Here is a 26,868-nt window from a genome sequence, read left to right as displayed (position 1 = left end):
ATGCCGATTATTACTTTACCTGACGGTTCACAACGTCAATTTGATAAACCCGTTACCGTATTAGAAGTTGCTCAAGATATTGGCGTAGGACTTGCAAAAGCGACCATTGCCGGTCGTGTCAACGGCGAACGCAAAGATGCCTGCGACCTGATTACCGAAGACAGCCGTGTTGCAATTATTACTGCCAAAGAGGAAGACGGTCTGGAAATTATCCGTCACTCTACCGCACACTTGCTTGGTCACGCCATTAAACAATTATTTCCAAACGTCAAAATGGCCATCGGGCCTACCATCGACAACGGTTTCTATTATGACGTGGACTTAGACCGCTCTTTAACCCAAGAGGATTTAGACGCCCTTGAAAAACGGATGTTGGAGTTGGCAAAAACCAATTATGACGTCATCAAAACGCCGGTGAGTTGGCAAGAAGCAAGGGATACTTTTGGGAAACGCGGCGAACCTTACAAAATGGCGATCTTAGATGAAAACATTGAACGCACCGCAACGCCTGCACTTTATCATCACCAAGAATATATCGATATGTGCCGTGGTCCTCATGTGCCGAATATGCGTTTCTGTCATCATTTCAAATTGCAAAAAATTGCCGGCGCATACTGGCGTGGGGACAGCAAAAATAAAATGCTGCAACGGATTTACGGTACCGCCTGGGCGGATAAAAAACAACTTGAAGCCTATTTGCATCGTCTGGAAGAAGCGGCAAAACGGGATCATCGTAAAATCGGTAAAGCATTGGATTTATATCACATGCAGGAAGAAGCGCCGGGTATGGTGTTCTGGCACAATGACGGCTGGACGATTTTCCGTGAACTGGAAACTTTCGTGCGCACTAAATTGAAACAATATGACTATCAGGAAGTGAAAGGTCCGTTCATGATGGATCGCGTGTTGTGGGAAAAAACCGGTCACTGGCAAAACTACGGCGATTTGATGTTCACCACCTCTTCTGAAAACCGCGAATATGCCATCAAACCGATGAACTGCCCGGGACACGTTCAGATCTTCAATCAAGGTTTAAAATCTTATCGCGATTTACCGCTACGTATGGCGGAATTCGGTTCCTGCCACCGTAACGAACCGTCCGGTTCATTGCACGGTTTAATGCGCGTGCGCGGTTTTACTCAAGATGACGCTCACATTTTCTGTATGCCGGATCAAGTGGAAAGCGAAGTGACTTCCTGCATTAAAATGGTGTATGACATTTACAGCACCTTCGGTTTCGAAAACATCAAAGTGAAACTTTCCACCCGCCCGGAAAAACGCATCGGGTCCGATGAGATGTGGGATAAAGCGGAGGCGGACTTAGCGAAAGCGTTGGAACATAACGGCTTGTCTTACGAAATTCAGGAAGGCGAGGGCGCATTCTACGGTCCTAAACTGGAATTTGCTTTAACCGATAGCTTAGATCGCGAATGGCAGTGCGGCACGATTCAGTTAGACTTCTTCCTGCCGGAACGTTTAAATGCCTCTTATGTGGGAGAAGATAACGAACGTAAAGTGCCTGTTATGATTCACCGTGCAATTTTGGGCTCCATTGAACGTTTCATCGGCATTATCACCGAAGAATACGCTGGTTTCTTCCCGGCTTGGTTGGCGCCGACCCAAGTGGTCGTGATGAACATTACCGACTCTCAATCGGAATATGTGCAAAAAGTCGCGAAACAGCTTTCCGATGCGGGCTTGCGCGTGAAAACCGATTTGCGTAACGAAAAAGTCGGTTTCAAAATCCGCGAACACACCTTGCGTCGCGTGCCTTACATGCTGGTCTGCGGCGACAAAGAAATCGAAGCCGGCAAAGTGGCAGTACGCACCCGTAAAGGTCAAGATCTCGGCACCTTCACCGTGGAAGAATTTTTAGACATTCTGAAAAAACAAGTGAGAAATCGCGAATTGAAATTATTGGGTGAGGCGTAGTTCTGACAATTAAATGAGCTGAAATTACGCTAGCAGGAATCATCATTCAATAGATTTATTGATTTTTCCGACCGGCGTAGTTTCAGCTTTTTAACACTCGATATTGTATAAAACAAAGTACACTTTGTACTTGACAACCAGTAATAGGAGTAAAAAATATGCTTGCCTTGCCTTGCCTTGCCTTGCCTTGCCTTGCCTAAACTAAACGTTAATTGCAAGCAAAATCTATCACTTTTCTTAAAAATTTATTCGGAGGATAAATGATCTCCGAAGAACTTTTCTCTCGTGACGGCGTTTCCGCTAACTCTGCACAACTTACCCAACTTAAAGCTCTTTTCCCGAATTGTTTCGATGTAAGCGGTCAATTTTTATTAGAAAAATTCCAATCTGAAATTGCAGAACAAGCCGACATCAGCCGTGAATTTTACGAAATGAACTGGTTGGGTAAATCCTATGCCAAATTGCTGCGTAATCTTCCGCCTGAAACTTTACTTTGCGAAGACAAAAACCACAACGCTAAACCTGAAAATGCCAACAGCCAAAATCTGTTAATCCAAGGGGATAATTTGGACGTGTTAAAGCACCTAAAAAATGCTTATCCAAAAATTGGATAGCGACACGGATTTTAATCCAAACCGCGTGATTGTGTTTGGTGAAAATATGCCAAGCCATCTGCAACAAGAGTTAAATCAAGCGATTGAGACTTATAGCAATAAGAAAAATATCGCATTGCGTTTGATTAATCAGCTGATTGATGATAACGATCATTTCGTCAGCAGTGCCGCTTATCAACAGGTGAAACAGCTGTTCCCGAATGCCTTTGCCGCAGTCTTGCATAAAGGCAAAATCACTGATGCGAAAACCAAAGGCGATGTTATTCCTATGCGTGAAGGCAAATATGAAGAGTTAAAAGCCTTGTGGGAGCTGATTCATCACAAAGCGATTTTGCAGTATAAAATTGATTCCGAAGCCGACTTTTTAGCCTTATTTGTCGTTTATTTGCAGGAAAATGCAGATAAATTCAAACAAGCAGGCATTCGCACAAAAGTGTCGGAAACCTACATAAAAAATAACGTGATGCTGACCCGAGACAAGGAAAATCTAGACGATACGCCGATTCGTTTTAACACTATGACATATCGTGAGTTTTTGGAAAACTTGTCAGCAGCGGCAAAAATCAAAATGACCACGCTGCATCAAGCCTTTTATCAAATGCGAGAAACGTTGGATATTAGCCAATTTTTGAATATGCAGACCATTTCGCAAATCAAAAGCGGGTTTAATCAATTTTTGCTAAATCATTCGTTTAGTAAGTTTGAACTGGGGTATCAGCTGGTGAATAATGCCATTCACCCGACGCAATTTACCGATAAAAACGGCAAAGCAAAAGCGGTGCGCGTGGCTGATTTGGGACGAATGGCAGATGAAATCCATGAACCAGCGGCAAGTTATTTGTTTGGCGAAATTTTTTATGATTCAGAAATTGAACATCAAAACATCGCCAGCGAAGAAATTGAAGGTGTAACCGTGTTTACTAAAATCCCGAAAAATTCTATCAAAATCCCCGTGGCAGGAGGCGGGACTTATTCCCCTGATTTTGCCTATATCGTCAAAACCAAAACAGGCGAGATTTTGAATTTTGTGATTGAAGCAAAAGGCGTGGATGGTTCGGATAACTTACGAAAAGGCGAAGAACGCAAAATCAAACACGCCGAACGTTTATTTACCCAAATCTCAAAAGAGGTGAAAGTCGTGTTTAAAACTCAGTTTGAGGGGGACAGGGTGGCTGAGTTGATTATGAAAACGATAACCTCTTTATCCGGGTAGTTTGGAGGGATTTACCACTATTTTTTCCATCAAACCGCCGCCGACATGCAACAAATGTGCCGACAAATTCGCGGCGGCAGAACCGTTTAAAAAACGCATCAAAAATCAACCGCACTTTAAAACGCGTTTTCCATCATAATCTCGCCGTTTTTATGTACGCGATGAAGGGCGTATCCTTTGGCTTTTAAATGCTCATAGCTTGCTTTTACCATATTCGGATTGCCGCAAATCAGAAAACGCGTATCGGTTTTGCTAAAACGGATATTTAAGGCGTGTTCTAATTCGCCGTTTTCCAGCAATTGGGGAATGCGTTGATGTAATGTGCTGTTGACTTTTTCTCGGGTAATGACCGGTTGATAAATTAGTTTATCGGCATATTGGCCGATAAGGGAATGACCTTTTAAATCAGCCAAGTATTGCTCAAAAACTAAATCGTCGGCATAAGACACGGAATGCACCAGCACAATTTTGTCCGTTTTTTGCCAGAATTCTTCGCTTTGCAGCATGGATAAAAAAGGTGCAATGCCTGAACCGGTGGCAAGCAAAATTAATTCCTTACCCTGTGGAATTCGGTTGACGGTAAAAAAGCCGACGGGCTTTTTCTCAAGTAGTAACGTATCGCCCGCCTGCATTTGCTTAAAGTAGGCGGACATGATGCCGCCTTCGATTAAAATGGCGTAAAAATCCAAATATTCCGCCGTTTCGGAAGAGATCATGGAATAGGCGCGGGAAACGTAATTATCTCCATTCATAAAACCTAATTTGGCAAATTGACCGGCAATAAAATCAAAATCGGCAGGTCGGGTGATGCTGAAAGAGAGGAGTTTCGGCGTATGTTTTTTCACCCAACGGACTTTTTGTTCGGTGAAAGTATATTCTTTTACGGATGTGTTCATAAATAGCTCCTGATTTTCCTAAATAATAAATAATTAAAAGTAAAAAGCGGCTAAACCGCCAATCGTTAGTGTGGTGATATTTTATACTACTTCGCATTGAATTACCGATTTTCTTTCTATAATTATTTTATTGCTATAAAAGGTTTTAAAATCAATTTTTATGGACGGTTTCGCTATTGCTTAACGGTGCAAAATTCTGTAAAATGCACCCCGTTTTTTGCTCATTATCAGAGCACGCAAAATGAATTTAACTTCTGTTCTTAATAGATAAAACAGCAGTTTTGTGACTTAATTAATAGAGGAATGTCATTATTAAAACCGTAAAAAAAGCACCCGCAGTAAATCGCCCTAATCGTATTAACGATGAAATTAGAGTGAAAGAAGTCCGCTTGATTGACCAGGACGGTGAGCAAGTTGGGATTGTTCCGATTCAACAGGCATTGGAGATGGCGGAAAACGCCGCTTTAGATCTTGTGGAAATTAGCCCGAATGCGGAACCTCCGGTATGTCGCATTATGAACTACGGTAAATTCCTTTACGAGAAAAGCAAAACGGCCAAAGAGCAGAAGAAAAAGCAGAAAGTTGTGCAGGTGAAAGAAATTAAATTCCGTCCCGGCACAGACGAAGGCGACTACCAGGTAAAACTACGCAGCCTGGTTCGCTTTTTGGAAGATGGGGATAAAGCCAAAGTCACCGTTCGTTTCCGCGGACGTGAAATGGCTCACCAAGATATCGGTTTGGACGTGTTAGAGCGTGTTAAAAATGATTTAGCCGAAATTGCCGTGGTGGAATCTGCACCGGGTAAATTGGAAGGTCGCCAAGCCATTATGGTGCTTGCTCCGAAAAAGAAATAATCAGTGCATTTCAAGTAACAAAAGTGCGGTGAAAATTCCAAGTGTTTTTTCAACCGCACTTTTATTCGCCTGATTATTTGTGATAGAGCCTTTTAGATTTAAAGTGAGTACAAGGCAGACCGCTGAAGACAGTGCAATTTGCACGGTGAAGCGGTTTAACGTAGTAATCGCTTTAAAGATAAAGGCGTGATTAGTGTTAAAAACAATGCGGAGTTATTAGACAATGCCTAAAATTAAAACAGCACGCGGTGCTGCTAAGCGTTTCAAAAAAACTGCTTCCGGTGGTTTCAAGCGTAAACAATCTCACTTACGTCATATTTTGACTAAGAAAGCAACAAAACGTAAACGTCACCTACGCCATAAATCTATGGTTGCTAAGTCCGACTTAGTATTAGTAGTCGCGTGCTTGCCATACGCATAAGCACAACGTACGTCAGTTCATTTTAGTTAAAATATTACATAGGAGATTAAATAATGGCTCGTGTAAAACGTGGTGTTATTGCAAGAGCACGCCATAAGAAAATTCTTAAGGCTGCTAAAGGTTATTATGGTGCACGTTCACGCGTGTATCGCGTTGCTTTCCAAGCGGTGATCAAAGCCGGTCAATATGCATATCGTGACCGTCGTCAACGTAAACGTCAATTCCGTCAATTATGGATTGCGCGTATTAACGCAGCGGCTCGTCAAAACGGTTTGTCTTACAGCAAATTCATCAATGGCTTGAAAAAAGCCTCTGTTGAAATCGACCGTAAGATCCTTGCTGATATCGCCGTATTCGACAAAGTGGCTTTCGCTGCATTAGTTGAAAAAGCAAAATCTGCACTTTAATTTTAAAGTTTAGATAAAAAATAAGGGCGCTCATGAGCGTCCTTTTTATTATTGTTGATTTTCTGATTGATTGGCTATTTTTTCTTGTTTTGAATAATAGAAATAGAGCCAAATGAGTCCGATTGGTGAGATAAATAAAGCAAAAAAGTAACAGATAGCCATTGTTATCAGTTTTACTGTCATCATAAATAATGCATCTGTGATGAATATATTATCTCCCACAATGCATTCAACAATACCTTCATAAGTAAAGCGTGAATAAGGGTATAAAATTAAAGAAACTAAACCATAAACAATATTTGTTGCCAAAATATAATAGTTTCCACTTCTGTTGTAAGGTTGACAACCAAAATTCAAGATACAGGAGGATAAGTCAATGGTAAGTAAATCCAATGACGGTTCAAGCCTATCACACACCAAATGGAGCTGTAAGTATCACATCGTCTTCACACCGAAATAGAGAGGAAAAACCATTTACGGAAAGTTTAGAACGGATAAGAGAATTATTACTTAATCGTCGAAATAAATTAGGTCTACAGTGCGCATTTTATGAAAAATTGGGTGTTGTGTATTCTTTTATTGATAAAGTCGAGACCATAGATCGTCGTTTGGATATTTTTGAATTTATTGAATACTATAAGGGGGTGGGAGCTAGGTCCTGTTAGGGTTTTACAGGAAAATTGAAAAGCGTTTTGGTACGAAATCTACTTTCTAAAATAGACTACATTTTTCTCTGTTCTCGAAAAAGAAAAAACCGCTACCCAATTCTGGATAGCGGGGAGGTCTTAAATATAAGAAAACTTTAAAGACAACTGCATTTGCAGTGCACTAGCAATTATTAAGACTAGAAACAGAAAAAATAGTTCGTAAAAATGAAAAAAAAACTTGTAATTTACAAAAGCTTACATTCTATTTTTTCGAAGACCTGTAACTCATTAATAAATAGTAAGAAAACTTTTTAAATAAGATTAAATAACTTGTTTTGTAAATTTTTGTATGAGGTTTTTTTGTTCTTAACCATCTCTTTTCAGCTATTGTCGGTTGTAACCGACAGATTTCTATGGTGCCTGTCCTAGCCTACCACTTCTACTTTAAAAAATACTAAAATTTTTGACCGCACTTTTTTCTCTCTCGAATCCCGGCAAAGCATCGCCTATTAATTTTAGAAAATACGATTTGTAATGTTTTGTGATATTGATCACAACTTTCATAAGTTTTCATATTCAAAATTATTTTATTATGTATTATTAATTCAAAACATATCGAAAGTTTTAAGTGAATATCGAAAGTAGGAGAAAAAGATGACAATATTAAAACAAAAACGGTTGGAAAAATTATACGGTAAAGAGCGAATTTTTCGCGCTTTAGCAATTGATCAGCGCGGCGCGTTAAAGCGGATGCTGGGTGAAGAGGTAACGGATGAGCAGCTTCAGATTTTTAAAAGGTTAGTGTCCGAGAACTTGACGACACGGGCTTCAGCCATTTTGTTGGATCCGGAATTTGGCTGGCAGGCAGCGGGATTAAAAGAGCAGCATTGCGGTTTAATTATGGCTTACGAAAAAACCGGCTATGACAAAACCAAAATCGGACGTTTTCCCGATTTGATTGACGGCGTATCGGTTAAGGGGTTGAAAGAGAAAGGCGCAGATGCGGTGAAATTGCTGTTGTACTTTGATGTAGATGAGGGTGACGCGATTAATCGGGTGAAAACCGCTTTTGTAGAACGCGTCGGTTCCGAATGTATCGCAGAGGAAATGCCGTTCTTTTTGGAGATTTTGACGTATGACTCTAATGTTTCGTATAAGAAAGAATTCGCAAAAATGAAACCTGGAAAAGTGATTGAAGCGATGAAAGTGTTTTCGAATAAACGTTTTGCGGTGGATGTCTTAAAAGTGGAAGTTCCGGTAGATATGAATTATGTGCAAGGATTTACAAATGGTGAGGACTATGTCTATACGCAAAAAAGCGCACAGGCATTTTTTAAAGAGCAAAGCGATTGCAGTGATATTCCGTTTATCTTCCTAAGCGCAGGTGTTTCGCCGAAATTGTTTCAAGACACGCTTGAATTTGCCAAATCGGCTGGTTCTACCTTTAATGGCGTATTGTGCGGACGCGCTACCTGGGCGGGCAGTGCCGAGGCATTTAAAACTCAAGGCGTGGCACAAGCGGCTGAATGGTTACGTACACAAGGTGTAAAAAATATCAATGAACTCAATGAGGTATTAATGAAATCCGCAACACCGGTTAAGTAATAAAGGAGAATGCAACAATGCAAGAATTAGTGAAAAAACATAAAGCAGGGCAACAAGTGGGAATTTGCTCGGTTTGTTCGGCGCATCCGCCGGTGGTTGAAGCAGCGTTGCGGTTTGATTTGGAGACGGATAATGATGTATTAATTGAAGCGACGTCTATCCGTTAAAAGACATTTTGCAGTTAGCGGTAAAAACCGCTGCAGTGATGTTGTTAATGCCACGCGTCATTAAACCAATCATGGACGGTTTAACACCCATTGCCAAGCAAGCACGTAAAAAATTACAGGCGCGTTTCGGCGGCGAAGAATTTCTTATCGGCTTGGATCCGGCGCTCTTGCTTGGACACACCTCAGTGGTGTCCGCCAGTTTGATTTTTATTCCGCTGACTATTTTGGTTGCCGTTATCTTACCGGGAAATCAGGTGCTGCCTTTCGGCGATTTGGCCACTATCGGTTTCTTTGTCGCCATGGCGGTAGCGGTGCATCAGGGCAATTTATTCAGAACGCTGATTTCGGGTGTGATCATCATGTCCATCACTCTTCGGATTGCGACCCAAACCATTGCATTGAATACCCAATTAGCCGCCAATGCAGGCACATTGAAAGCGGGTGAACAGGTGGCGTCGATGGATCAGGGCGGTTCGCCGATCACCTATTTACTTGTACAACTCTGTACTGTTGAAAATCTTATCGGATTGTTGGTTATCGGCTGTATCTATGCGCTGGGCGTGTTTTTAACTTGGCGTCGCGCAAAAGGGTTTGAAAAGGCGGAGCGAGTAGTTGAAAGTGCGGTTAAAAATTAAGGTGTTTTTGGGGAGTTAAAAAATGAAAGCGGTTGTTGTTGAAGAAAACAGAAAATTGGTGCTGGCGGACATTGCGATGCCGAAAATCGAAGATGGGGAAGACGTGCTGGTAAAAGTACTGTATTCGGGGGTATGCGGTTCCGATATTCCGCGCATATTTCACCATGGCACGCATTTTTACCCCATCGTACTAGGGCACGAATTTTGTGGTACGGTAGTGGAAATAGGGAAAAGCGCGACGGAATTCCGCAAAGGGGATTTGGTAGTTTGCGCACCATTACAGCCTTGTTTTGATTGCGAAGAATGTCACAAAGGATATTATTCATTATGTAAAAACTACAATTTCATCGGTTCCCGTCGCTTCGGCGCCAATGCGGAATATATTTGCGTCAACAAGAAAAATTTGGTGAAAGTATCACCAGATTCCAACCCTTTGCATGATGCTTTTATCGAACCTATTACGGTGGGTCTGCACGCCATTAATCTGGCGCAGGGGTGTAGCGATAAAAATGTGATTGTGGTAGGAGCCGGTACTATTGGCTTGCTTGCCGCCCAGTGTGCCGAAGCGCTGGGTGCCAAAAGTGTAACCGTCATCGATATTAACGATGAAAAATTGATGTTGGCGAAAGCGTTGGGTGCTACGCAAACCTTCAATTCCCGTGAATTAGCCGCAGAAGAAATTGAAAAAAGATTACTTGACAGCCGTTTTGACCAACTCGTATTGGAAACCGCCGGCGTTCCGCAATCAGTTGAATTAGCAATAAAAATTGCAGGTCCGCGTGCGCAAGTGGCATTGATCGGCACCCTACATAATGATTTAACCCTGAATCAGAAAGTGTTCGGTTTGATTTTGCGCAAAGAATTGAGCATTCTCGGTTCTTGGATGAATTATTCCGCGCCGTGGCCGGGTGGTGAATGGACGAAGGCAATCGAATTGGTTAAACAAGGTAAAATTCAATTCGACAAGCTGATTGCGTCGGTAAATTTCATTGAAGATTATATTACCGAAGTTAAAAAGCTTGACGGCACACCGATGAATGGAAAAATAGTCTTAAAATTTCAGTAAAACGTAATATAATAAAAGCGTATGAAACTTTCGTACGCTTTTATTTTTGCTGTAATAAGGAATATTTATGAATGCTTTTGATCGACGAAATCTGATTATCGACTTATTAAAAGAAAACGGTAGCGTATTAGTCAGCGATCTTGCCAAACGCTTTAATGTATCGGAAGTTTCCATTCGTACCGATTTGCGTTTGTTGGAAGCGCAAAATTTACTGACCCGTTTTCACGGCGGTGCGGGATTACTGCAATCACAGGATAACGAAACCTTTCTGGATGACCGCTATTTATTATCGCCTGATCCGAAAATCCGTATCGCCAAAGCAGCGGCCGGACTCATTAAAGAAGGGGATACAATTATTCTGGACAGTGGTAGCACGACGATGATGATTGCCAATGAGTTATTGAAAATTAAGAATATCACCGTTATCACCAACAACCTTCCCGCCGCTTTTGTGTTGTCCGATTCCGTAGATATTACATTGGTGATTTGCGGCGGTTATGTGCGTCACAAAACCCGCTCCATGCACGGCACTATTGCGGAACACACACTTAACGGCATTCGTGCGGATATTATGTTCGTCGGGGCGGATGGCATTGATCCGATTAATGGACTTACCACTTTTAACGAAGGCTATCACATCAGCTCCATCATGGCGAAAGCATCGTCAAAAGTGGTATGTGTTGCCGATTCGACGAAATTCAATCGTAACGGTTTTAATCAGGTGTTACCAATGAGTGTAGTAAATTTAATTATTACCGACAGCAATATTACGGAAAAAAATAAAGCGGAATTGGCGGGGTTAAATATGCCGTTGCAGGTGGTTTAGCCTGCCTACAGAGCGAGCAGGCATTGAAGAGGATTTATAAAAACATCGTTTTTTGTGACCGCACTTTTGAGAACAAGAAACCGTTCCAACATCGGAACGGTTTTTTATGCGGCTAATTTTTACTTCTCACCTAAATAATTCAAAATCTGCCATTCAATCCCTGCAGCATCCAACTTAAGTTCGGTGAGCATTTCCGATTGGGTGCCTTGCGGGATAAAGAAATCCGGTAAGCCTAATTGCAGCAATTTTACCTGATGTTGTTGATGATTCAACACTTCGGCTACCGCGCTGCCTGCGCCCCCTTGAAGAGCATTTTCTTCCAATGTAACGATAAGTTCATGTTTAGCGACCGCATTAATACGAGCAGCATCCAGCGGTTTAACGAAACGCATATCGATAACTGTGGCATTGAGTTTTTCCGCCACTTGCAGAGCGTTTGGTAATAGCGTACCGAAATTTAAAATGGCGATTTTTTTGCCTTCGCGAATCAGTTTGGATTTTCCCAATTCCAATGGTTGCAACGGTTCCAATTCAACACCAACCGCATTGCCGCGAGGATAACGCACGGCGGCGGGCTTGCCGCAATGATAGCCGGTGTAAAGCATTTGACGGCATTCATTTTCATCGCTTGGTGTCATGATCACGAGATTCGGAATGCAGCGCATGAAACTGATATCGAAAGCCCCTTGGTGGGTTTGTCCGTCGGCACCGACAATGCCGGCGCGGTCAATGGCAAATAAGACGGGGAGATTCTGAATCGCCACATCATGAATTAACTGGTCGTAAGCCCGTTGCAGGAATGTGGAATAGATGGCGACCACCGGTTTATACCCGCCGATTGCCAAACCGGCGGCAAAAGTCACGGCGTGTTGTTCGGCGATGGCAACATCAAAATATTGTTGCGGAAAGCGTTGAGAAAATTCCACCATGCCGGAACCTTCGCGCATTGCCGGGGTAATGCCAATGAGTTTCGGATCCTGTTCCGCTATTTCACATAGCCAATCACCGAAAATTTTAGAATAGGTCGGGGTGGCGTTGGATTTCGGCAATTCACCACTTAAATGGTTAAATTTCGGTACCCCGTGGAAGCCGATAGGGTCTTTTTCCGCCGGTGTGTAGCCTTTGCCTTTTTTAGTGACGATATGTAAAAATTGCGGACCTTTGAGTGAGCTCATATTTTGCAAGGTGCTAATCAGTTCTTCCACGTTGTGTCCATCAATTGGTCCGATGTAGTTAAACCCGAGTTCTTCAAACATAGTACTGCCTGGTGAGACAAAACCTTTGACGTGTTCTTCGGTTTTTTTCACAAATTCTTTAATGGGCGGCACACCGGAAAGGATTTTTTTGCCGCCTTCGCGAAGGCTGGAATAGAAGGAACCGGACAGCAAACGCGCTAAATGGTTATTCAGCGCACCTACATTTTCAGAAATGGACATTTCGTTGTCATTGAGAATCACCAGCATATCCGTATGCAATGAACCGGCATGGTTCAGCGCTTCAAATGCCATGCCTGCGGTAATCGCACCGTCGCCGATGACACAAACAGTTTTGCGTCCTGCATTTTCACGCTCGGCGGCAATGGCAATTCCTAATCCGGCACTGATAGAAGTAGAGGAGTGTCCCACACTTAATACATCGAATTCACTTTCACCGCGCCACGGGAAAGGATGTAGTCCGCCTTTTTGGCGGATGGTCGGCATTTGGTCGCGGCGACCGGTCAGAATTTTATGGGGATATGCCTGATGTCCTACATCCCAAATTAGCTGATCGAAAGGGGTTTTAAATACATAATGCAAGGCAACGGTAAGTTCCACCGTGCCTAAGCCTGAGGCTAAATGCCCGCTGCTTTGACTAACCGATTCCAACAGATATTCACGCAATTCCTGACACACTTGAGGAAGTTGCTCTTTGTTCAACAAACGCAAATCTTCAGGCGAATTAATTAATGATAAAAGGGGATAATTTTGCATAATGGTTAGTCAATTCCGACGTTAAAATTTATATATCGACACATTAAAAACACGATTAATTTTTACCGCACTTTGGGAGAAAAATTAGCTTTTTCGTTTAACGATAAATTCCGCCAACGCATAAAGTGCGGTGGTATTAAAAGGTAAATTTTTTAGCTCGGTTAATGCTCTTTCGTATAGTTCCAGTGCTTTTTGTTTGGCGCCTTCAAGCCCCAATAATTTCGGGTAAGTGCTTTTGTCCGCGGTTAAATCGGAACCGGTGGTTTTGCCGAGGGTCGCACTGTCGCCCTCGATGTCTAAAATATCATCCTGCACTTGGAAGGCTAAACCGATGGCCGTAGCATAGCGTTCCAATTGTTGCGCTAACGCTGCATCGGCAAAGTGCGGTGAGCAAATAAAGCCCATTTTTAAGGCAGCGGTCAGTAATGCGCCGGTTTTGTTTAAATGAATCTGTTCCAGTTTTTGTAAGCTGATGATTTTTTGTTCTGAAATTAAATCCAGACTTTGCCCCAAACACATCCCTTTTACGCCTGCTGCCGCACTTAACGTTTTAATTAACATCAGTTTTTGTTCTGCCGATAAATGAGGAATATCCGTTAAGATCTCAAAAGCCAATGTCTGCAGCGCATCGCCAGCTAAAATAGCGGTGGCTTCATCAAATGCAATGTGGCAGGTTTGGTGTCCGCGACGCAATTCATCGTCGTCCATAGCGGGCAAATCATCGTGAATTAACGAGTAAGCGTGAATGGCTTCAATAGCGGCGGCGGCGTAATCCAGGTGCGCCATGTCAGCGCCTAGCATTTTGCCGGTGGCGTACACCAAAAAAGGACGAATGCGTTTGCCACCCAATAGCAATCCGTATTTCATGGCTTCAGCCAGTGGCGCGGGGGCGCTGTCAATGTGCGCAAATTGCTTGGCTAAAAATTGATTAATCCGTTGCTGAACGTGCTGTAAATCTTGCGAAAAATGATACATTGCCGACCCGTTATTCTTCCGGTTGATAATCGCTGAGTTTTGCGCTTTCGCTTTTTTGCAACAAAATTTGGATGCGTTGTTCCGCTTGTTGTAAACGTTCCTGACCCAATTGAGCCAATTTGATCCCTTGTTCAAAATCTTTTAAAGCGTCTTCAAGGGAAAGTTCGTTATTTTCCAAACGGGAAACGATTTCCTCCAACTGTTTTAGCGTATTTTCAAAATCAGGTTCGTTTTTTTCAGCCGGCTTACGTGCCATGATATTGTCCTTTGCGCAAAATAGAATTGGCGTATTGTACTTGATTTTTAGTGATTTTGTTAGGGCGAATTTGAGGTATTTCCGCTGAAAAATGCCGGTGAAAAACGCCGCAAAAAAGTACCGCACTTGATGGCTAATCAGAGCTATATAAATTGCTATAAAAATTTTAAAAATTATGGTCTAATAGCCCACAATTTTTTGTTAATCAAGAGAAAAGGTTAAATATGAGCTGGATTGATAGAATTTTTAGTAAAAATACATCTTCTTCCTCACGCAAAGCCAATGTGCCGGAAGGCGTTTGGACAAAATGTACCTCATGCGAACAAGTATTATATCGCGAGGAATTAAAACGCCATTTGGAAGTGTGTCCGAAGTGTGGTCACCACATGCGTATTGATGCCCGTGTTCGTTTATTGACCTTATTGGATCAAGACAGTGCGCAAGAATTGGCGGCGGATTTAGAACCGAAAGACATTTTAAAATTCAAAGATTTGAAAAAATATAAAGATCGTATTACCGCCGCACAAAAAGACACCAGTGAAAAAGACGCGTTAATTGCCTTTTACGGCACCTTATACAATATGCCGCTTGTGGCTGCTGCATCTAACTTTAGCTTTATGGGCGGTTCTATGGGTTCCGTGGTGGGGGCGAAATTCGTGAAAGCAGCGGAAAAAGCCATGGAAGAAAATTGCCCGTTCGTGTGTTTTTCCGCCAGTGGTGGCGCACGTATGCAGGAAGCTTTATTCTCCTTAATGCAAATGGCGAAAACCAGTGCGGTATTGGCGCAAATGCGTGAAAAAGGCGTGCCGTTCATTTCCGTGTTGACCGATCCGACGTTAGGCGGTGTGTCCGCCAGTTTCGCTATGTTGGGCGACATTAATATTGCCGAACCGAAAGCGTTAATCGGCTTCGCCGGGCCGCGCGTCATTGAACAAACCGTGCGTGAAAAACTGCCGGAAGGATTCCAACGCAGTGAATTTTTATTGGAAAAGGGCGCCATCGACATGATCGTAAAACGTGCCGATATGCGTAATACTTTGGCGAGTTTATTGAGCAAACTCATGAACAAACCTTCACCTTTCGTAGAAAGCGAATTGGTTATTGAAGAAACCGCCGCATAAAATCTCATTTAAGGCATTTATAATGCAAACAGAATTAAAAGCCACTTCGCCACTCAACGAGTGGCTTTCTTATTTGGAAAACAGTCATTTTAAAGCTATCGATTTAGGGCTGGAACGGGTGAAATCCGTCGCTCAGGCACTGGATTTATTAACGCCGGCACCTTTTGTGATTACGGTGGGCGGCACCAACGGCAAAGGCACCACCTGTCGTTTACTGGAAACGATTTTACTGAGCGCCGGTTACCGCGTGGGCGTGTATTCTTCACCGCATTTGTTACGTTATAACGAACGCGTGCGTATTCAGAATCAGGAGCTGGAAGATATGCTGCATACGGCTTCCTTCGCTTATATTGAGCAGCACAAAACCCAATCCTTAACGTATTTTGAATTCAGCACCTTGTCGGCGTTGCATTTATTTAAACAGGCAAATTTGGATGTGGTGATTTTGGAAGTAGGGCTGGGCGGTCGGCTGGATGCCACCAATATTGTGGATAACCACATGGCGGTGATTACCAGCATCGATATTGATCACACGGATTTTCTCGGTTCCACCCGTGAACAAATCGGCTTTGAAAAAGCGGGGATTTTCCGCGCTCATAAACCGGTGATTATCGGCGAGCCGAACATTCCGCAAACCATGCTGAATCACGCGAATACGCTTGGTAGCCAATTGTTTTGTCGCCATCTTGATTGGACGTTTAACCAACAAGAACAACATTGGACATGGCAAACCGTGCAACCGGAACAAAAAGTGCGGTGGGATTTTTTAGCGGATTTACCGCTTTGCCAAATTCCGTTAGCCAATGCGGCAACGGCGATCGCGGCGGTGCAAAAACTGCCTTTTGACATTTCTCTTGAAACCGTTAAAAAATCCTTAGCTGAGGTGGAACTCACCGGGCGTTTTCAAACCATCAAACCGGCACAGTTAACCCATTTGGCGCAGAAATTGCAGCGTGAAGTGACAACGTTACCGCGTATCATTATTGACGTGGGGCATAACCCGCACGCGGCGCGTTATTTAGCGGAAAAACTGACCGCACTTAAGGCACAATCTCATGGCAAACTTATTGCCGTTTGCGGCATTTTGAAAGATAAAGACGCGGTGGGGGTGTTGACGCCGTTGCTGTCCTTAATAGATGAATGGCGTTGCGTGACATTGGATGGTTATCGCGGTCAACGCGGGGCGGATTTATTTGTGACGTTGCAACAGGTTGCCGCTCAACATCGCTTAAATGTTAAAGGCGGTTATGCCGATTCTGTTGCAGAAGGCGTAAAAAGTGCGGTAGAAATTTCCGATGAAAATGATACCATACTGGTGTTTGGTTCATTTCATACGGTGGGTGAGTTTTTAACCTTTAGCCAAGCCTAACATTCAATAAGCATCATAAAAAAGCGCCGCAGGCTAATCACCTTGGCGCTTTTTCTTTAACTTAAATGTCCCGTTTCATTGATCACTTCAAGGGTAAACTTACCGTCGTCGGCGTTGGTTTGTCGGTAACGCACGATATTAATCGAGGTATTCAGCAAGGTCTGGCTTTTTCCCTCGTTACGGTGTTCCTGCCAGGTTACCCCGTTGAAAAGAGATAAAAGCAAGCGGAGCGTGTGCCCGTGGGAAATAATCAGAATATTTCCCTGATCATGCACCTGAATAATATCCTGTATGGCTTTCATTGCCCGTTCGGCTAATTGCTCAAAGGTCTCGCCGTTATTGCTTTGCGCTTTGTAATTTGCCGCGTCGCTGCGCATTTGTTGGAATTCTTCCAAATGGCGTAGTTCGTCAACGGGCAAGCCTTCCCAGGTGCCGAAATATTGTTCATTTAAACCATAATGTTGAAATAGCGGCACATTTCGCTCGCCCAAGATATGTTGCGCCGTGTCGATAGTGCGTTGTAGGCAGCTGGTATAAGCCGCTACGAAAGGTGTGTCTTTTAATGCCATGCCGGTAAGCTGTGCGCCTTTGACGCCGCTTTCCGTTAATGCGGAATTGCCGAAGCCTTGCAATAAACCCTGTTCGTTCCAAAGGGTACGACCGTGGCGGATTAAATAAAAAGTCAGATTTTTGTTCATTATTATCCTTGATTAAATGTTATCGAGATAAAAACACCGAGAAAATCAACCGCACTTTTTACTACAACAGCGGGCTGAAGAGGAAAAACAATTTTTCGATAATGCGTTGATAAACGGAACGATTTGCCCACTTGGCATGATCAGGTAATTCTGAATTGTTGATGTAACCTTCGTGGAGCAAGGAAATTTCATTGGCGAACGCCGTATCTTCCACCACCATAGTCACTTCAAAATTCAATAAAAAGCTGCGCATATCCATGTTAACGGTGCCGACCAAAGCGAGCTTGTTATCAATGAGCATACTTTTAGTGTGCAATAACCCTTTCTTGAAATTATAAATTTTTACGCCGGCGGCAAGTAAATCATCAAAAAAGGTACGACTTGCCCAGCGTACCATCATGGAATCGTTTTCTTTCGGCAGAATAATGGACACCTCCACGCCACGCAGAGCCGCAATGCGTAAGGCTTCGGCAATGTTGTGGCTCGGCACGAAATAAGGCGAGGTGATCACAATGCTTTTACGCGCGGAGAAAATCGCAATGGCAAGAGATTGCGCCATTAAATCATCGGGGAAACTCGGACCGGTGGCGAGAATTTGCACGGCGTGCGAGTTATTTTGTTCCAGCGGTAACAACGGGCTGTCAGGAATATGCAGCGGGACGGATTGCCCGGTTTCAATCTCCCAATCCCAAGCATGTAGGCCGTTAAGCACTGCCGACACAGGGCCGTTAATACGCACCATAATGTCAATCCATTCGCCCACATTGCTGTCTTTTTTGAAGAACTTCGGATCCACCATGTTCATGCTGCCGGTGTAGGCAATTTGGTTATCGATCACGATAATTTTACGGTGTTGGCGCAAGTCTATGCGGCTGAAGAACATACGGAACAAATTCACATGCAGGGTTTCGGTGATTTCAATGCCTTGTTCCTGCATGAGACGGCAATCTTGGCTTTTTAAGAACGGACGGCTGCCCACGGAATCCAGCAAAATACGAATTTCCACACCGCGTTGACGGGCGGCGATAAGGGCTTCCATCACCTCATCAACCAAGCCTTTCGCAGACCAAATATAGAACACCATATTGATGGATTTTTCAGCGCCTTTGATGTCCTCGATAATGCTGCGCATGATACTTTCCGGCGTATCCAAAATATGCAGTTCGTTGCCCAGCACGCAAGGAATGCCGAGGCGTTGTTTGGCTAAATCGAAAATCGGACGATAGAGTAGATTGGTTTGGGTATTCACCAAATTATCGCACTGCGACAGCTTCTCAAACCATGCCATAAACTTCGGTTTCTGTTGATTAAACAGTGCGGCCCGGCGCTTCCCGAGATTGATTTCACCGAAAATCAAATACGCCACAATGCCTACGATGGGAAACACATAAATCACCATCAACCAAGACAGCATAGCAGACACCGATTGCTTTTTGATCACCAGACGAATGGTAATGGCAATGGTCAGAATCCAGATCAATACCGGGATAATATAGGCGGTAATTTGTTCAATATTCATAAAAAATGACTGTTTATAAAGGGGCCGAGGTAAATAACATCAATAAAATCGGGGGCGTAATGTTGGCAATAAAGCCAAAACTAAACGCCAGCGGTAACACTTCCATGCCGCCCGCTTTTTGGATAATCGGCAGGGTGACATCCAGTGCCGTGGCGCCGGCAAAGCCTACCGCCGTAGAACGATAGTTTTGCATAAATAATGGGATAATAAATAAGCTAATCAGTTCACGGGATAAATCATTAAAAAACGCAATACTGCCCCAAACCGGTCCCCAGGCATTGCTTAGGGTCACGCTGGATAAAGAATACCAGCCGAAGCCGGAAGACACCGCTAAACCTTGTACCATCGGCATGGACAATACCTGCGCACCGACAATGCCACCCAGCAAAGAGGTCAGGATAAAAATGCCGCCCATTGCCAAGCCCCGTTTGTTGAAAAACACCGCCCGCATGGAAATCCCGTTATTGCGCAGTTGTACGCCCACACAGAAAATCATCACAACCAGCACATAAGTCGTCGTGTTGTGGGAGAGGGCAAAATGTCCTTTCGCCAACCAACCGGCGACAAAACCGATTGCCACAACGGCACATAATTTCAAGGAATCCGGCAAAATATGCCAGCGGGAAGGCATTTTTTCCGCATTGTGTTTTAGGGGTTGCGGGTGAAGTTTGTCGTAAACCAACAAGCCGATAAAATTAAACCCTTGCGTCAATAAAATAAAGGTTAGGGCATAAACGCCGATTTGCGGTAATTGTTGTGCCAAATCATTCAGTTGACCGAGAGAAAAGCCCATGGAGAACAAGATCATGTAAAGCAGAACCATGGTTAATCGCCTCAATGCGTGCAAAATCGTCTGATTTTTCGTTTTAACCATGTAGCCGACAAACATCGGCACTAAAATAATGAGCAAACCTTCGTACACCGTGAAAATACCTTAGAGTTATTGTTAAGCGCGAAGTATAGCACTTTTCTGTCACCCCGCCTAATCGCGCGCCGATAAAGCGATTGTTGTATGTTATAATGCCACCCGTTTTTTCTTATTGATTTTCTCCATGACGTTTCAAATTGTATTTCAACATCCTGATTTTATCGTGATTAACAAACCGAACGGTATCAGCGTACACAAAGACGATGCCGACATCGGCTTAACCCGACTGGTGGCGCAACAGCTTGGCGTGCCGCAGGTTTGGCTGGTTCATCGGCTGGATAAAGTGACCTCGGGGTTATTAATGTTAGCATTAAATGAACAGGCTTCCATGACGTTGTCACAAAAGTTTGCATATCATCAAATTCAGAAAACTTACCTCGCACTGGCAGCTCACAAACCAAAGAAAAAGCAGGGGAAAATCAGCGGTGATATGCAAAAAGCGCGCCGAGGTGCTTGGAAACTGACCCAAAGCAAAGAAAATCCTGCCGTGACAGATTTTGTGTCCCATAGTCTCGCACCAAATTTGCGCTTATTTATTCTGCAACCGAAAACCGACAAAACCCATCAGCTCCGTGTCGCTATGAAAAGTTTAGGCAGTCCGATTTTAGGCGATGCTTTGTATGGCGGCGATAGCGCCGATCGCACCTATCTGCACGCTTATCAATTATCGTTTGACTATTTCGGACAGGCGGTTCAAATTAAAGGGGAACCGCTCAAAGACGAAAAGTGCGGTGATTTTTTTCAGCGTTTTTGGGCAGACATCGAAAAACACGTCAATGCCGACGCCGAAAAAACACCTTAAAATCTGACCGCACTTTTCGGCGATAAAACCCAAGGAAGCCCGTTATGCAGACGAAAATCAAAACAACGTCATACCAAAAAGCCATTATTTGCATGATCTTTGCCTACATTAGCATTGCCTTGATGGGCGTGTTCGTCAAATACGCTTCCGACGAATTGCCTTCCAGTGAAATCCTATTTTCTCGCTTTCTTATCGGCTTCATTTTTTTATTGCCCTTTATGATTCGCGACGGCGATTTCAAAGTGGAACTGAGTCAATGGCCGTTTCTCGTCATGCGTAATCTTGCCGGCATCGCCAGTATGTTGCTGACTTTTTACGCCATCAAATATTTGCCGATTTCCATCGCCGTTTTATTGATGAACACCTCGGCGTTATTCGTGCCGTTATTATTGTTTGTGTTACGCACCCGAACTCCGCTGAAAGTATTGGCGTGCAGTTTCCTTGGTTTTGCGGGCGTTTCCATTATCATGTTGACGGATTCCTCCAAACATTTTGAACTCTTACATATCGGCTATGCACTGGGCGCGGCATTCTTAGCCGCCATGGCGTTTATCAGCTTGCAGGAGCTCAACAAACACAACTCACCGAAAAACATCGTGTTCTACTTCCATTTATTAGGCTCCCTGTTGCTGCCGTTATTTTTCGCCGCACAATGGGAAATTCCTACGGCTCACGGCTTTCTTTTATTGCTCTTAGTGGGCGGTTTCGGCTTAATCTTCCAATTATTGCTCACCCGCGCCTTTAAATACGCCCCGGCGAACGTCATCACCCCGTTTGCTTTCACCGGCGTGATTTTTTCCAGCATTTGCGACTGGCTGTTCTGGCACAACGTGCCGACGCTCAATTTCTGGATCGGCTCATTCGTTATTATCCTGTCCGTCAGTTTATTGGCGAAAATGCGCCGTTAAATGTATAAATTATTTCCCCGAAACCCACGGCTTTTCGTTACAATAGCGCGCTTTTAACATTTCATACCCAGGGAGAAAACACATGGAATACCCAAGTTGCCTATCTTGCAAAGGCGAAAACACCTACCACGATTCAATCCAATTCGTCTGCCCCGATTGCGGATACGAATGGACTGGCAACGAAACCGAAGAACAGGATGATGATCAGCTTATCGTTAAGGACAGCAACGGCAACTTACTCGCCGACGGTGACGACGTGCTGCTCATCAAAGACTTAAAACTCAAAGGCTCTTCCGAGGTGTTAAAGAAAGGCACCAAATTCAAAAACATCCGCCTCACCCACGGCGACCACAATGTCGATTGTGGCAAAATTATGTTGAAATCGGAGTTTTTGAAGAAGGCGTAGATGGATGAGAAAGCCATCTGTTAGTCGGATGGCTTTTGTAATTTGATTTATTACAGATATTTTTTTAAATCTTTTAGTTCATTAGTGTCATTTAACCACATTTCAATAACTGCTTTACTATCAGGATTATCAGTAGCTTCTTCTCGGAGAATATCTACGGTCCATTGACGAATTTCTTCTCGCTTATTTTCAGAAAATGCAGGATGGTGTACTACGGAAGCTATAAACTGTCTTCGATATTGTTTGTCATTAATATCTATCCAAATTATCTCTTTTAATTGTTCCTTTGAAATAGAATCTAAGTTTAGGTTTTCATACAGATAACTCCTATCTTCAAAATATCTAAGAAATGGGGTTAAGATATCTTGAGACTTGGGCGTTTTTTTGTATTCTTCAATTTTCTCTTCAAGAAATTTTGCAAAAATATCATCACTTTCTCCAAAAGGGAAAAAATTACGTAACTTTAAATCATAAGTAAAATTATTTTTTAAGAAAGAATCAATTATCTCTTTGACTTCTTTCTCTAAATTATTAGCTAATTCAGCGTCTTCATAGTTAATTATTTTGTAAGAAAAGTATATATTTCCTAACCTCATTCTTTTGGCTTGCTTTATAGTTATATCATATAGTCTATTAATGAAATCAGGTTTTGTTTTTAAGCTGTGAAACTCAGTTAATATATCATCGAATTCTTTTTCTTCTTTAAGTTTTTCATCTGATATTAAATCTTTTTTTATTAGCCCTTCTAATGTGTCATTATTTATCTTATATTCAGTGAAATGCTGTAAAATTACTTTACCCCATTCATTTAAACCATAAAAAAAAGTAAAGTTATTTAAGTAGCTGTTAAATGCTCTCGCCTTATAATAATCATCTTCAGAATCAAAATTTAAAAGAAAGTTTACGTCAACAGAAAAAGTTTCACCTTTCTCTGTAGTTAATTCAAACACTCCTTTTTCAAAAATCATTCTAATAACAAAAATATTTTCTAGTATATATCTTTTGCTTGTTAGGCTTAAATTTTTATTTAAAGAAGTTATGTTTCTGTAATCCTTATCTACTTTTATATAAAATCTTAAATTTTTATATTTTAAAATATTGTAGAAATTTTCATATATATCAAAATTTTCGTTGTTATTAATTAGTTTTCTGATGATTGATATGTTTTCATCTAATATTAAGACATCATCAAATACTTTTTCTTTATATTCCCTGAATACTTCTAGATCCTTAGATTTATCTTCATGTAAAATCATTATAATTTTACATTTCTTTTCCTCTTTTAGAAAATTAATGAGACCCATGATTTCTCTTGTGTCTAATTTATCTGATTTTCTCTCAAAATCATCAATACAAATGACAGTATCTTCAATAAAGTTTGATATTATGCTGTTTATCATACTTTGAGTAACTGAAAGACTAAAACCTTTGGCTTCTAGTTTTGGGAAGTCAATGTTACTTATAATAGATGAAAATGCTTTCTTTATATGTAATAAATAATCTTTTTTCTGCTTTGTATCATGAGTGTTTATAGCAATTTGATATTTAAATGATTCTAAGGAATCAATACCAAATAACGAAACATAAGAATACTTATTCATTTTGAAATTATTATGATTTTTTTCATAGAAATTCTTCCAGAAATGCGTTTTACCAATTCCCCATTCACCTGTAAGTGCAATAGCAAAAGAGTCTGCTTGATTGATAAGGTTTAATAATTTTTCTTCAATTTTTTCAGTAGTTGCCATAATTGGTTACTCTAAATGATCCATTCTCCCTTCGGATAACTAACTCGCAATGCATTTTTTAATGTGGAGGGAGCCAATCCAGACTTAACTGAAAGCGAATGCAATGTAATGTTTCGCTCATGTAACTCGTAAACAATCCGCTTTCTACTCCAATCCTTTTTTTTCATAGTTCCTCGCTTTTGCATTTGAATAATTTAAAGATTAGGTTAAACTTGGGTGTAAATCTTTAGTCTTACCCCTTAGCGTTAAACTTAGTTTAAACTAAGTTTAAAACCAAAGTCAACAATAGTTTAAATAAAAATTTTGTAAAACTTATGTAAAGAAATTTATTTTTGTTTAAATCAATACGTTAAGAGGTATTGTAAATTAAACTTAGTTTTAATCCTTGGTTTAAAACTAGGAGGTTAGATATGATCCGAGAGTGGCTAGAACTGAAAGACCTTTTGGGAGTAGCTGGACTACCAGAAACTGTTCAAGGGGTAACTAAAAAAGCCAAATTAGAAAACTGGGAAAGACGACTTATAAAAGGAAGAAAAGGGAAAACATACGAATACCATTATTTATCCATGCCTTACGAGGTGCAGCGCGCCCTAGGCTTTAAACGCAATATAATAGAAGAGCCTACCGCACAATATAACGCATCAAAAGAAGACTTAACGGAAGTAAGCAAGGCGCGCTTTTTAACGGCGATCAGCACACTTGAAGAAATCTTAGCAATGACACGCAAAACCATGGAGCCCGAAGCCAAGGCGCAAATGGTATGGATGATTTATGAATTACTAAGCGAAGAAAGCGCTAACGAGAAGATTATTAATTTAGTTAAATTGGTTGCATAAACTAAGGAGAGTTATGGACAAGCAGTCAATTCTTAAATTCTTTAATGATAATACTAAGGACGCGCCACAAGGCAGCATATACATTCAATATGGCAACAACTATACAACAAATGACATCTGTATAGCAGACAACATAAACATCACTTGCGCGGAAAAGTGTCAGATTTACGCACTGATAAAACAATTAGAAAATAAGAACAAAAAACCGCTTTAAATGACATTTAAACGATTTTTAAACGCTTTTTTATTTTCGCATTTTGTTTCGTTTTTTTTTTTGCGATTTTTAAAACTTTTCGCATTTTTTATTCTTGTCTATTCTTCAATAAAAAAGGACGCCGTTTTTTCTTGCGCCCTTGTTTTCATTGGTTTTGTTCCACTTATTCCCGCTTGATTCAACATTCTCCCTAGTTTATTCCTTTTTCTCATTTTGTTCGGTGTTTTACATCCATAAAATGAAAATAATACGTAAATTTTAGTAAAACGAGTTACATTTTCAAGTGATATTGACTTGATGTTTATATGATTTTTAAGTGCGGTGAAAATCAACCGCACTTTTTTGTTACACCTACCGAACTCATAGACGATACGCTCATCTAATCAACAGTATATCTTTTAAACAGGAAAATCTTATGCACACAAAAACATGGTTGGCTTCTTTGGTGGGGTTGGTGATTTCAGGAACGGTGTGGGCGAATCCGCCGCAGGCGCAGGATCCGTTGGCGGAGGCACCTTATTTTAATAAAACGGGTAACGGCTATGATTTGCAATTCTCGCCGAAAACCTACCGCACTTTGGAGGCGAAGGTGAACGGGGAAACCGTGAAATTCCGTGCTTTTGAGAAGATTGTGTATGTGCAGCAGCCGCTTGAACCGGATTATCAAACGCTGATTTGACCGCACTTTCTAAAGGCTATGTGGTGGCGAGTGTGGGCGCACGCGGGCGGACGCTGGAGAAAGACGGAAAATATACCGGCAAGGCGCCAGCGGCGATTATCGATTTGAAATCGGCGGTGCGTTATTTGCATTTTAATGATGAGGTGATGCCGGGCGATGCCAATAAAATTATTTCTAATGGCACCAGTGCCGGCGGGGCGTTGTCCGCCTTGTTAGGGGCGAGCGGCGATAATCCGGATTATGCCCATTATTTAAAACACGCGGGCGCGGCAGAAGCGAGTGATGCAATTTTTGCGGTTTCTGCCTATTGTCCGATTACCAATTTGGAGCACGCCGATAGCGCTTATGAATGGGAGTTTAACGGTTTAAACGAATATCGCCGTATGGATATGAGTCGTTTAAATGCGGACAGTTATAACGATCGTTCTCAAGCAGCGGCAAAAGCGACCATTGACGGCACGTTGACGGCGCAGGAAATTACGCTGTCCGATCAGCTAAAAGCCGAATTTCCCGCCTATTTAAATAGTTTGAAATTGAAAGACGAAAAAGGCAATGGGTTAACGTTAGACGCGCAAGGCAACGGTTCTTTTAAGGATTATGTGAAATCGGTGATTATACGGGCAGCGGATAAGGCGCATAAAAACGGCACCTCTTTTGCCGATCAGCCTTGGGTGAACGTCAGCAAAGAAGGTGTTACCGACATTGATTGGGACGGTTATATTCACGCGGAAAAACGAATGAAATCGCCACCGGCATTTGATGCGCTGAATTTGAGTTCGGGCGAAAATAATTTATTTGGTACGGAAACCGTGAATAATCAGCATTTCACCGTTTTTTCTTGGCAACACAGCACGGAAAAGGGAAAGATGGCGGATAAAAATGTGGTGTGCTTAATGAACGCCATGAATTATGTGGATCAAAGTAAAACGCAGCATTGGCGCATTCGGGTCGGCACCTCCGACCGTGATACTTCGCACGCTATCGGTGCTATGTTAGCTATAAAATTGCGTATGGCGGGTAAGCAGGTGGATTATGAAACGCCATGGGGCGTGCCGCATGCGGGGGATTATGATTTGGATGAGTTGTTTCAGTGGGTGGATAGTATTAGCAAATAGTTTACGGGAATGGTAAAAGTGCGGTGGTGTTTTACATAAAG

26 protein-coding genes and 3 pseudogenes are annotated in these 26,868 nt (G+C 42.2%); 19 read left to right on the top strand and 10 right to left on the bottom strand.

The annotated features are described in order from the left end of the window. From thrS to LIN98_RS06725, 3 genes are all read left to right on the top strand, one after another. Positions 1-1,932 (top strand): threonine--tRNA ligase, encoded by a 1,932-nt coding sequence (gene thrS, locus LIN98_RS06735; RefSeq protein ID WP_005546427.1) that lies wholly within the window; start codon positions 1-3, stop codon positions 1,930-1,932. 260 nt (positions 1,933-2,192) lie between these two features. Further along, a complete protein-coding gene (locus LIN98_RS06730; RefSeq protein ID WP_005593394.1) occupies positions 2,193-2,546 on the top strand; it encodes a hypothetical protein in 354 nt (117 codons plus the stop codon). Further along, on the top strand, positions 2,524-3,759 hold the full coding sequence (locus LIN98_RS06725) for a restriction endonuclease (protein WP_187370359.1): 1,236 nt from the start codon (positions 2,524-2,526) through the stop codon (positions 3,757-3,759). The genes LIN98_RS06730 and LIN98_RS06725 overlap by 23 nt, the downstream gene beginning before the upstream one ends. A 116-nt stretch (positions 3,760-3,875) precedes the next feature. Here the strand turns inward: LIN98_RS06725 and LIN98_RS06720 are convergent, their stop codons facing one another. Next, the gene (locus LIN98_RS06720; protein WP_005546417.1) at positions 3,876-4,655 is read right to left on the bottom strand and encodes a ferredoxin--NADP reductase; all 780 of its coding nucleotides are present in this window, start codon (positions 4,653-4,655) and stop codon (positions 3,876-3,878) included. A gap of 374 nt (positions 4,656-5,029) precedes the next feature. On the opposite strand from LIN98_RS06720, the gene infC reads away from it, so the two are divergent. From infC to rplT, 3 genes are all read left to right on the top strand, one after another. Continuing rightward, positions 5,030-5,509, top strand: a complete 480-nt coding sequence (gene infC / locus LIN98_RS06715) for a translation initiation factor IF-3 (RefSeq protein ID WP_005546414.1) — start codon at positions 5,030-5,032, stop codon at positions 5,507-5,509. Positions 5,510-5,732: 223 nt separating this feature from the next. Continuing rightward, positions 5,733-5,930, top strand: a complete 198-nt coding sequence (gene rpmI / locus LIN98_RS06710; RefSeq protein WP_249856094.1) for a 50S ribosomal protein L35 — start codon at positions 5,733-5,735, stop codon at positions 5,928-5,930. 53 nt (positions 5,931-5,983) lie between these two features. Then, positions 5,984-6,337: a 50S ribosomal protein L20 gene (rplT, locus tag LIN98_RS06705; RefSeq protein WP_005546410.1), complete on the top strand. Its 354-nt coding sequence runs from the start codon at positions 5,984-5,986 to the stop codon at positions 6,335-6,337. A gap of 48 nt (positions 6,338-6,385) precedes the next feature. Here rplT and LIN98_RS06700 read toward each other — a convergent pair whose 3' ends face one another. Then, positions 6,386-6,646 (bottom strand): hypothetical protein, encoded by a 261-nt coding sequence (locus LIN98_RS06700; protein ID WP_080996231.1) that lies wholly within the window; start codon positions 6,644-6,646, stop codon positions 6,386-6,388. A 67-nt stretch (positions 6,647-6,713) separates the two neighbouring features. Between LIN98_RS06700 and LIN98_RS06695 the strand changes: the two are divergent. The 6 genes and pseudogenes from LIN98_RS06695 to LIN98_RS06670 all read left to right on the top strand — a co-directional run. Then, a pseudogene (locus LIN98_RS06695) lies at positions 6,714-6,794 on the top strand (IS200/IS605 family transposase); the annotation flags it as partial. An 844-nt stretch (positions 6,795-7,638) separates the two neighbouring features. Then, positions 7,639-8,589 (top strand): tagatose 1,6-diphosphate aldolase, encoded by a 951-nt coding sequence (locus LIN98_RS06690; RefSeq protein WP_014167770.1) that lies wholly within the window; start codon positions 7,639-7,641, stop codon positions 8,587-8,589. Positions 8,590-8,606: 17 nt separating this feature from the next. Further along, a pseudogene (locus LIN98_RS06685) lies at positions 8,607-8,747 on the top strand (class II D-tagatose-bisphosphate aldolase non-catalytic subunit); the annotation flags it as partial. A 17-nt stretch (positions 8,748-8,764) separates the two neighbouring features. After that, positions 8,765-9,391 carry a PTS transporter subunit IIC gene (locus LIN98_RS06680; protein ID WP_233443970.1) on the top strand — a complete coding sequence of 209 codons (627 nt, stop codon included), beginning with the start codon at positions 8,765-8,767 and terminating at the stop codon, positions 9,389-9,391. A gap of 22 nt (positions 9,392-9,413) precedes the next feature. Further along, positions 9,414-10,457 carry a galactitol-1-phosphate 5-dehydrogenase gene (gene gatD / locus LIN98_RS06675; RefSeq protein WP_014167772.1) on the top strand — a complete coding sequence of 348 codons (1,044 nt, stop codon included), beginning with the start codon at positions 9,414-9,416 and terminating at the stop codon, positions 10,455-10,457. Positions 10,458-10,524: 67 nt separating this feature from the next. After that, positions 10,525-11,283: a DeoR/GlpR family DNA-binding transcription regulator gene (locus LIN98_RS06670; RefSeq protein WP_005546397.1), complete on the top strand. Its 759-nt coding sequence runs from the start codon at positions 10,525-10,527 to the stop codon at positions 11,281-11,283. Positions 11,284-11,402: 119 nt separating this feature from the next. Here the strand turns inward: LIN98_RS06670 and dxs are convergent, their stop codons facing one another. From dxs to xseB, 3 genes are all read right to left on the bottom strand, one after another. After that, on the bottom strand, positions 11,403-13,253 hold the full coding sequence (dxs, locus tag LIN98_RS06665) for a 1-deoxy-D-xylulose-5-phosphate synthase (RefSeq protein WP_005546395.1): 1,851 nt from the start codon (positions 13,251-13,253) through the stop codon (positions 11,403-11,405). Positions 13,254-13,337: 84 nt separating this feature from the next. After that, the gene (ispA, locus tag LIN98_RS06660; RefSeq protein ID WP_005568332.1) at positions 13,338-14,228 is read right to left on the bottom strand and encodes a (2E,6E)-farnesyl diphosphate synthase; all 891 of its coding nucleotides are present in this window, start codon (positions 14,226-14,228) and stop codon (positions 13,338-13,340) included. Between the two features lie 10 nt (positions 14,229-14,238). Then, positions 14,239-14,484, bottom strand: coding sequence for an exodeoxyribonuclease VII small subunit (xseB, locus tag LIN98_RS06655; protein ID WP_005546390.1), 246 nt, complete (start codon positions 14,482-14,484; stop codon positions 14,239-14,241). A 224-nt stretch (positions 14,485-14,708) separates the two neighbouring features. On the opposite strand from xseB, the gene accD reads away from it, so the two are divergent. Together accD and folC are read left to right on the top strand one after the other, a co-directional pair. Next, positions 14,709-15,605: an acetyl-CoA carboxylase, carboxyltransferase subunit beta gene (gene accD, locus LIN98_RS06650; protein WP_005588913.1), complete on the top strand. Its 897-nt coding sequence runs from the start codon at positions 14,709-14,711 to the stop codon at positions 15,603-15,605. A gap of 22 nt (positions 15,606-15,627) precedes the next feature. Further along, positions 15,628-16,974, top strand: coding sequence for a bifunctional tetrahydrofolate synthase/dihydrofolate synthase (gene folC, locus LIN98_RS06645; RefSeq protein ID WP_005568334.1), 1,347 nt, complete (start codon positions 15,628-15,630; stop codon positions 16,972-16,974). A 56-nt stretch (positions 16,975-17,030) separates the two neighbouring features. Here folC and LIN98_RS06640 read toward each other — a convergent pair whose 3' ends face one another. The 3 genes from LIN98_RS06640 to LIN98_RS06630 all read right to left on the bottom strand — a co-directional run bounded on the left by LIN98_RS06640 (position 17,031) and on the right by LIN98_RS06630 (position 20,113). Continuing rightward, entirely contained in the window at positions 17,031-17,672 is a 642-nt protein-coding gene (locus LIN98_RS06640) for a histidine phosphatase family protein (RefSeq protein WP_005546384.1), read from the bottom strand. A 61-nt stretch (positions 17,673-17,733) separates the two neighbouring features. Further along, positions 17,734-19,191, bottom strand: a complete 1,458-nt coding sequence (gene cls, locus LIN98_RS06635) for a cardiolipin synthase (RefSeq protein ID WP_148326253.1) — start codon at positions 19,189-19,191, stop codon at positions 17,734-17,736. A gap of 13 nt (positions 19,192-19,204) precedes the next feature. Next, positions 19,205-20,113 (bottom strand): LysO family transporter, encoded by a 909-nt coding sequence (locus LIN98_RS06630; protein WP_014167775.1) that lies wholly within the window; start codon positions 20,111-20,113, stop codon positions 19,205-19,207. A gap of 130 nt (positions 20,114-20,243) precedes the next feature. Here LIN98_RS06630 and LIN98_RS06625 point away from each other — a divergent pair, with 130 nt between their 5' ends. The 3 genes from LIN98_RS06625 (at position 20,244) to LIN98_RS06615 (ending at position 22,235) form a co-directional block, all read left to right on the top strand. Beyond that, a complete protein-coding gene (locus LIN98_RS06625) occupies positions 20,244-20,921 on the top strand; it encodes a TIGR01621 family pseudouridine synthase (RefSeq protein ID WP_050846374.1) in 678 nt (225 codons plus the stop codon). Positions 20,922-20,965: 44 nt separating this feature from the next. Next, the gene (locus LIN98_RS06620; protein ID WP_005559623.1) at positions 20,966-21,829 is read left to right on the top strand and encodes a DMT family transporter; all 864 of its coding nucleotides are present in this window, start codon (positions 20,966-20,968) and stop codon (positions 21,827-21,829) included. Between the two features lie 82 nt (positions 21,830-21,911). Then, positions 21,912-22,235, top strand: a complete 324-nt coding sequence (locus tag LIN98_RS06615) for a zinc ribbon domain-containing protein YjdM (RefSeq protein ID WP_005568342.1) — start codon at positions 21,912-21,914, stop codon at positions 22,233-22,235. 50 nt (positions 22,236-22,285) lie between these two features. On the opposite strand, the gene LIN98_RS06610 is transcribed toward LIN98_RS06615, so the two are convergent. After that, complete coding sequence (locus tag LIN98_RS06610; RefSeq protein WP_231098022.1) at positions 22,286-23,983, bottom strand: P-loop NTPase fold protein; 1,698 nt, start codon at positions 23,981-23,983, stop codon at positions 22,286-22,288. Between the two features lie 11 nt (positions 23,984-23,994). Continuing rightward, on the bottom strand, positions 23,995-24,150 hold the full coding sequence (locus LIN98_RS06605; RefSeq protein WP_080630345.1) for a helix-turn-helix domain-containing protein: 156 nt from the start codon (positions 24,148-24,150) through the stop codon (positions 23,995-23,997). Positions 24,151-24,393: 243 nt separating this feature from the next. On the opposite strand from LIN98_RS06605, the gene LIN98_RS06600 reads away from it, so the two are divergent. Both LIN98_RS06600 and LIN98_RS06595 read left to right on the top strand, forming a co-directional pair. Next, on the top strand, positions 24,394-24,819 hold the full coding sequence (locus tag LIN98_RS06600) for a DNA-binding protein (RefSeq protein WP_005590791.1): 426 nt from the start codon (positions 24,394-24,396) through the stop codon (positions 24,817-24,819). A gap of 629 nt (positions 24,820-25,448) precedes the next feature. Next, positions 25,449-26,827: pseudogene (locus LIN98_RS06595) on the top strand (subtype B tannase). The last annotated feature ends 41 nt before the right edge of the window (positions 26,828-26,868 follow it).

It is taken from the genome of Aggregatibacter actinomycetemcomitans (assembly GCF_023518055.1).
In the GTDB taxonomy this organism is placed as follows: domain Bacteria; phylum Pseudomonadota; class Gammaproteobacteria; order Enterobacterales; family Pasteurellaceae; genus Aggregatibacter; species Aggregatibacter actinomycetemcomitans.
Note: the sequence above shows the minus strand (reverse complement) of the source record. Positions and strands in the feature narration are given on the sequence as shown.

What these genes read in the sequence shown, in the direction of transcription:
- thrS (WP_005546427.1), top strand. Translation starts at nt 1, where the DNA reads ATGCCGATTATTACTTTACCTGACGGTTCACAACGTCAATTTGATAAA.
- LIN98_RS06730 (WP_005593394.1), top strand. Translation starts at nt 2,193, where the DNA reads ATGATCTCCGAAGAACTTTTCTCTCGTGACGGCGTTTCCGCTAACTCT.
- LIN98_RS06725 (WP_187370359.1), top strand. Translation starts at nt 2,524, where the DNA reads ATGCTTATCCAAAAATTGGATAGCGACACGGATTTTAATCCAAACCGC.
- LIN98_RS06720 (WP_005546417.1), bottom strand. Translation starts at nt 4,655, where the DNA reads ATGAACACATCCGTAAAAGAATATACTTTCACCGAACAAAAAGTCCGT.
- rpmI (WP_249856094.1), top strand. Translation starts at nt 5,733, where the DNA reads ATGCCTAAAATTAAAACAGCACGCGGTGCTGCTAAGCGTTTCAAAAAA.
- rplT (WP_005546410.1), top strand. Translation starts at nt 5,984, where the DNA reads ATGGCTCGTGTAAAACGTGGTGTTATTGCAAGAGCACGCCATAAGAAA.
- LIN98_RS06690 (WP_014167770.1), top strand. Translation starts at nt 7,639, where the DNA reads ATGACAATATTAAAACAAAAACGGTTGGAAAAATTATACGGTAAAGAG.
- gatD (WP_014167772.1), top strand. Translation starts at nt 9,414, where the DNA reads ATGAAAGCGGTTGTTGTTGAAGAAAACAGAAAATTGGTGCTGGCGGAC.
- LIN98_RS06670 (WP_005546397.1), top strand. Translation starts at nt 10,525, where the DNA reads ATGAATGCTTTTGATCGACGAAATCTGATTATCGACTTATTAAAAGAA.
- dxs (WP_005546395.1), bottom strand. Translation starts at nt 13,253, where the DNA reads ATGCAAAATTATCCCCTTTTATCATTAATTAATTCGCCTGAAGATTTG.
- ispA (WP_005568332.1), bottom strand. Translation starts at nt 14,228, where the DNA reads ATGTATCATTTTTCGCAAGATTTACAGCACGTTCAGCAACGGATTAAT.
- xseB (WP_005546390.1), bottom strand. Translation starts at nt 14,484, where the DNA reads ATGGCACGTAAGCCGGCTGAAAAAAACGAACCTGATTTTGAAAATACG.
- accD (WP_005588913.1), top strand. Translation starts at nt 14,709, where the DNA reads ATGAGCTGGATTGATAGAATTTTTAGTAAAAATACATCTTCTTCCTCA.
- folC (WP_005568334.1), top strand. Translation starts at nt 15,628, where the DNA reads ATGCAAACAGAATTAAAAGCCACTTCGCCACTCAACGAGTGGCTTTCT.
- LIN98_RS06640 (WP_005546384.1), bottom strand. Translation starts at nt 17,672, where the DNA reads ATGAACAAAAATCTGACTTTTTATTTAATCCGCCACGGTCGTACCCTT.
- cls (WP_148326253.1), bottom strand. Translation starts at nt 19,191, where the DNA reads ATGAATATTGAACAAATTACCGCCTATATTATCCCGGTATTGATCTGG.
- LIN98_RS06625 (WP_050846374.1), top strand. Translation starts at nt 20,244, where the DNA reads ATGACGTTTCAAATTGTATTTCAACATCCTGATTTTATCGTGATTAAC.
- LIN98_RS06620 (WP_005559623.1), top strand. Translation starts at nt 20,966, where the DNA reads ATGCAGACGAAAATCAAAACAACGTCATACCAAAAAGCCATTATTTGC.
- LIN98_RS06615 (WP_005568342.1), top strand. Translation starts at nt 21,912, where the DNA reads ATGGAATACCCAAGTTGCCTATCTTGCAAAGGCGAAAACACCTACCAC.
- LIN98_RS06610 (WP_231098022.1), bottom strand. Translation starts at nt 23,983, where the DNA reads ATGGCAACTACTGAAAAAATTGAAGAAAAATTATTAAACCTTATCAAT.
- LIN98_RS06605 (WP_080630345.1), bottom strand. Translation starts at nt 24,150, where the DNA reads ATGAAAAAAAAGGATTGGAGTAGAAAGCGGATTGTTTACGAGTTACAT.
- LIN98_RS06600 (WP_005590791.1), top strand. Translation starts at nt 24,394, where the DNA reads ATGATCCGAGAGTGGCTAGAACTGAAAGACCTTTTGGGAGTAGCTGGA.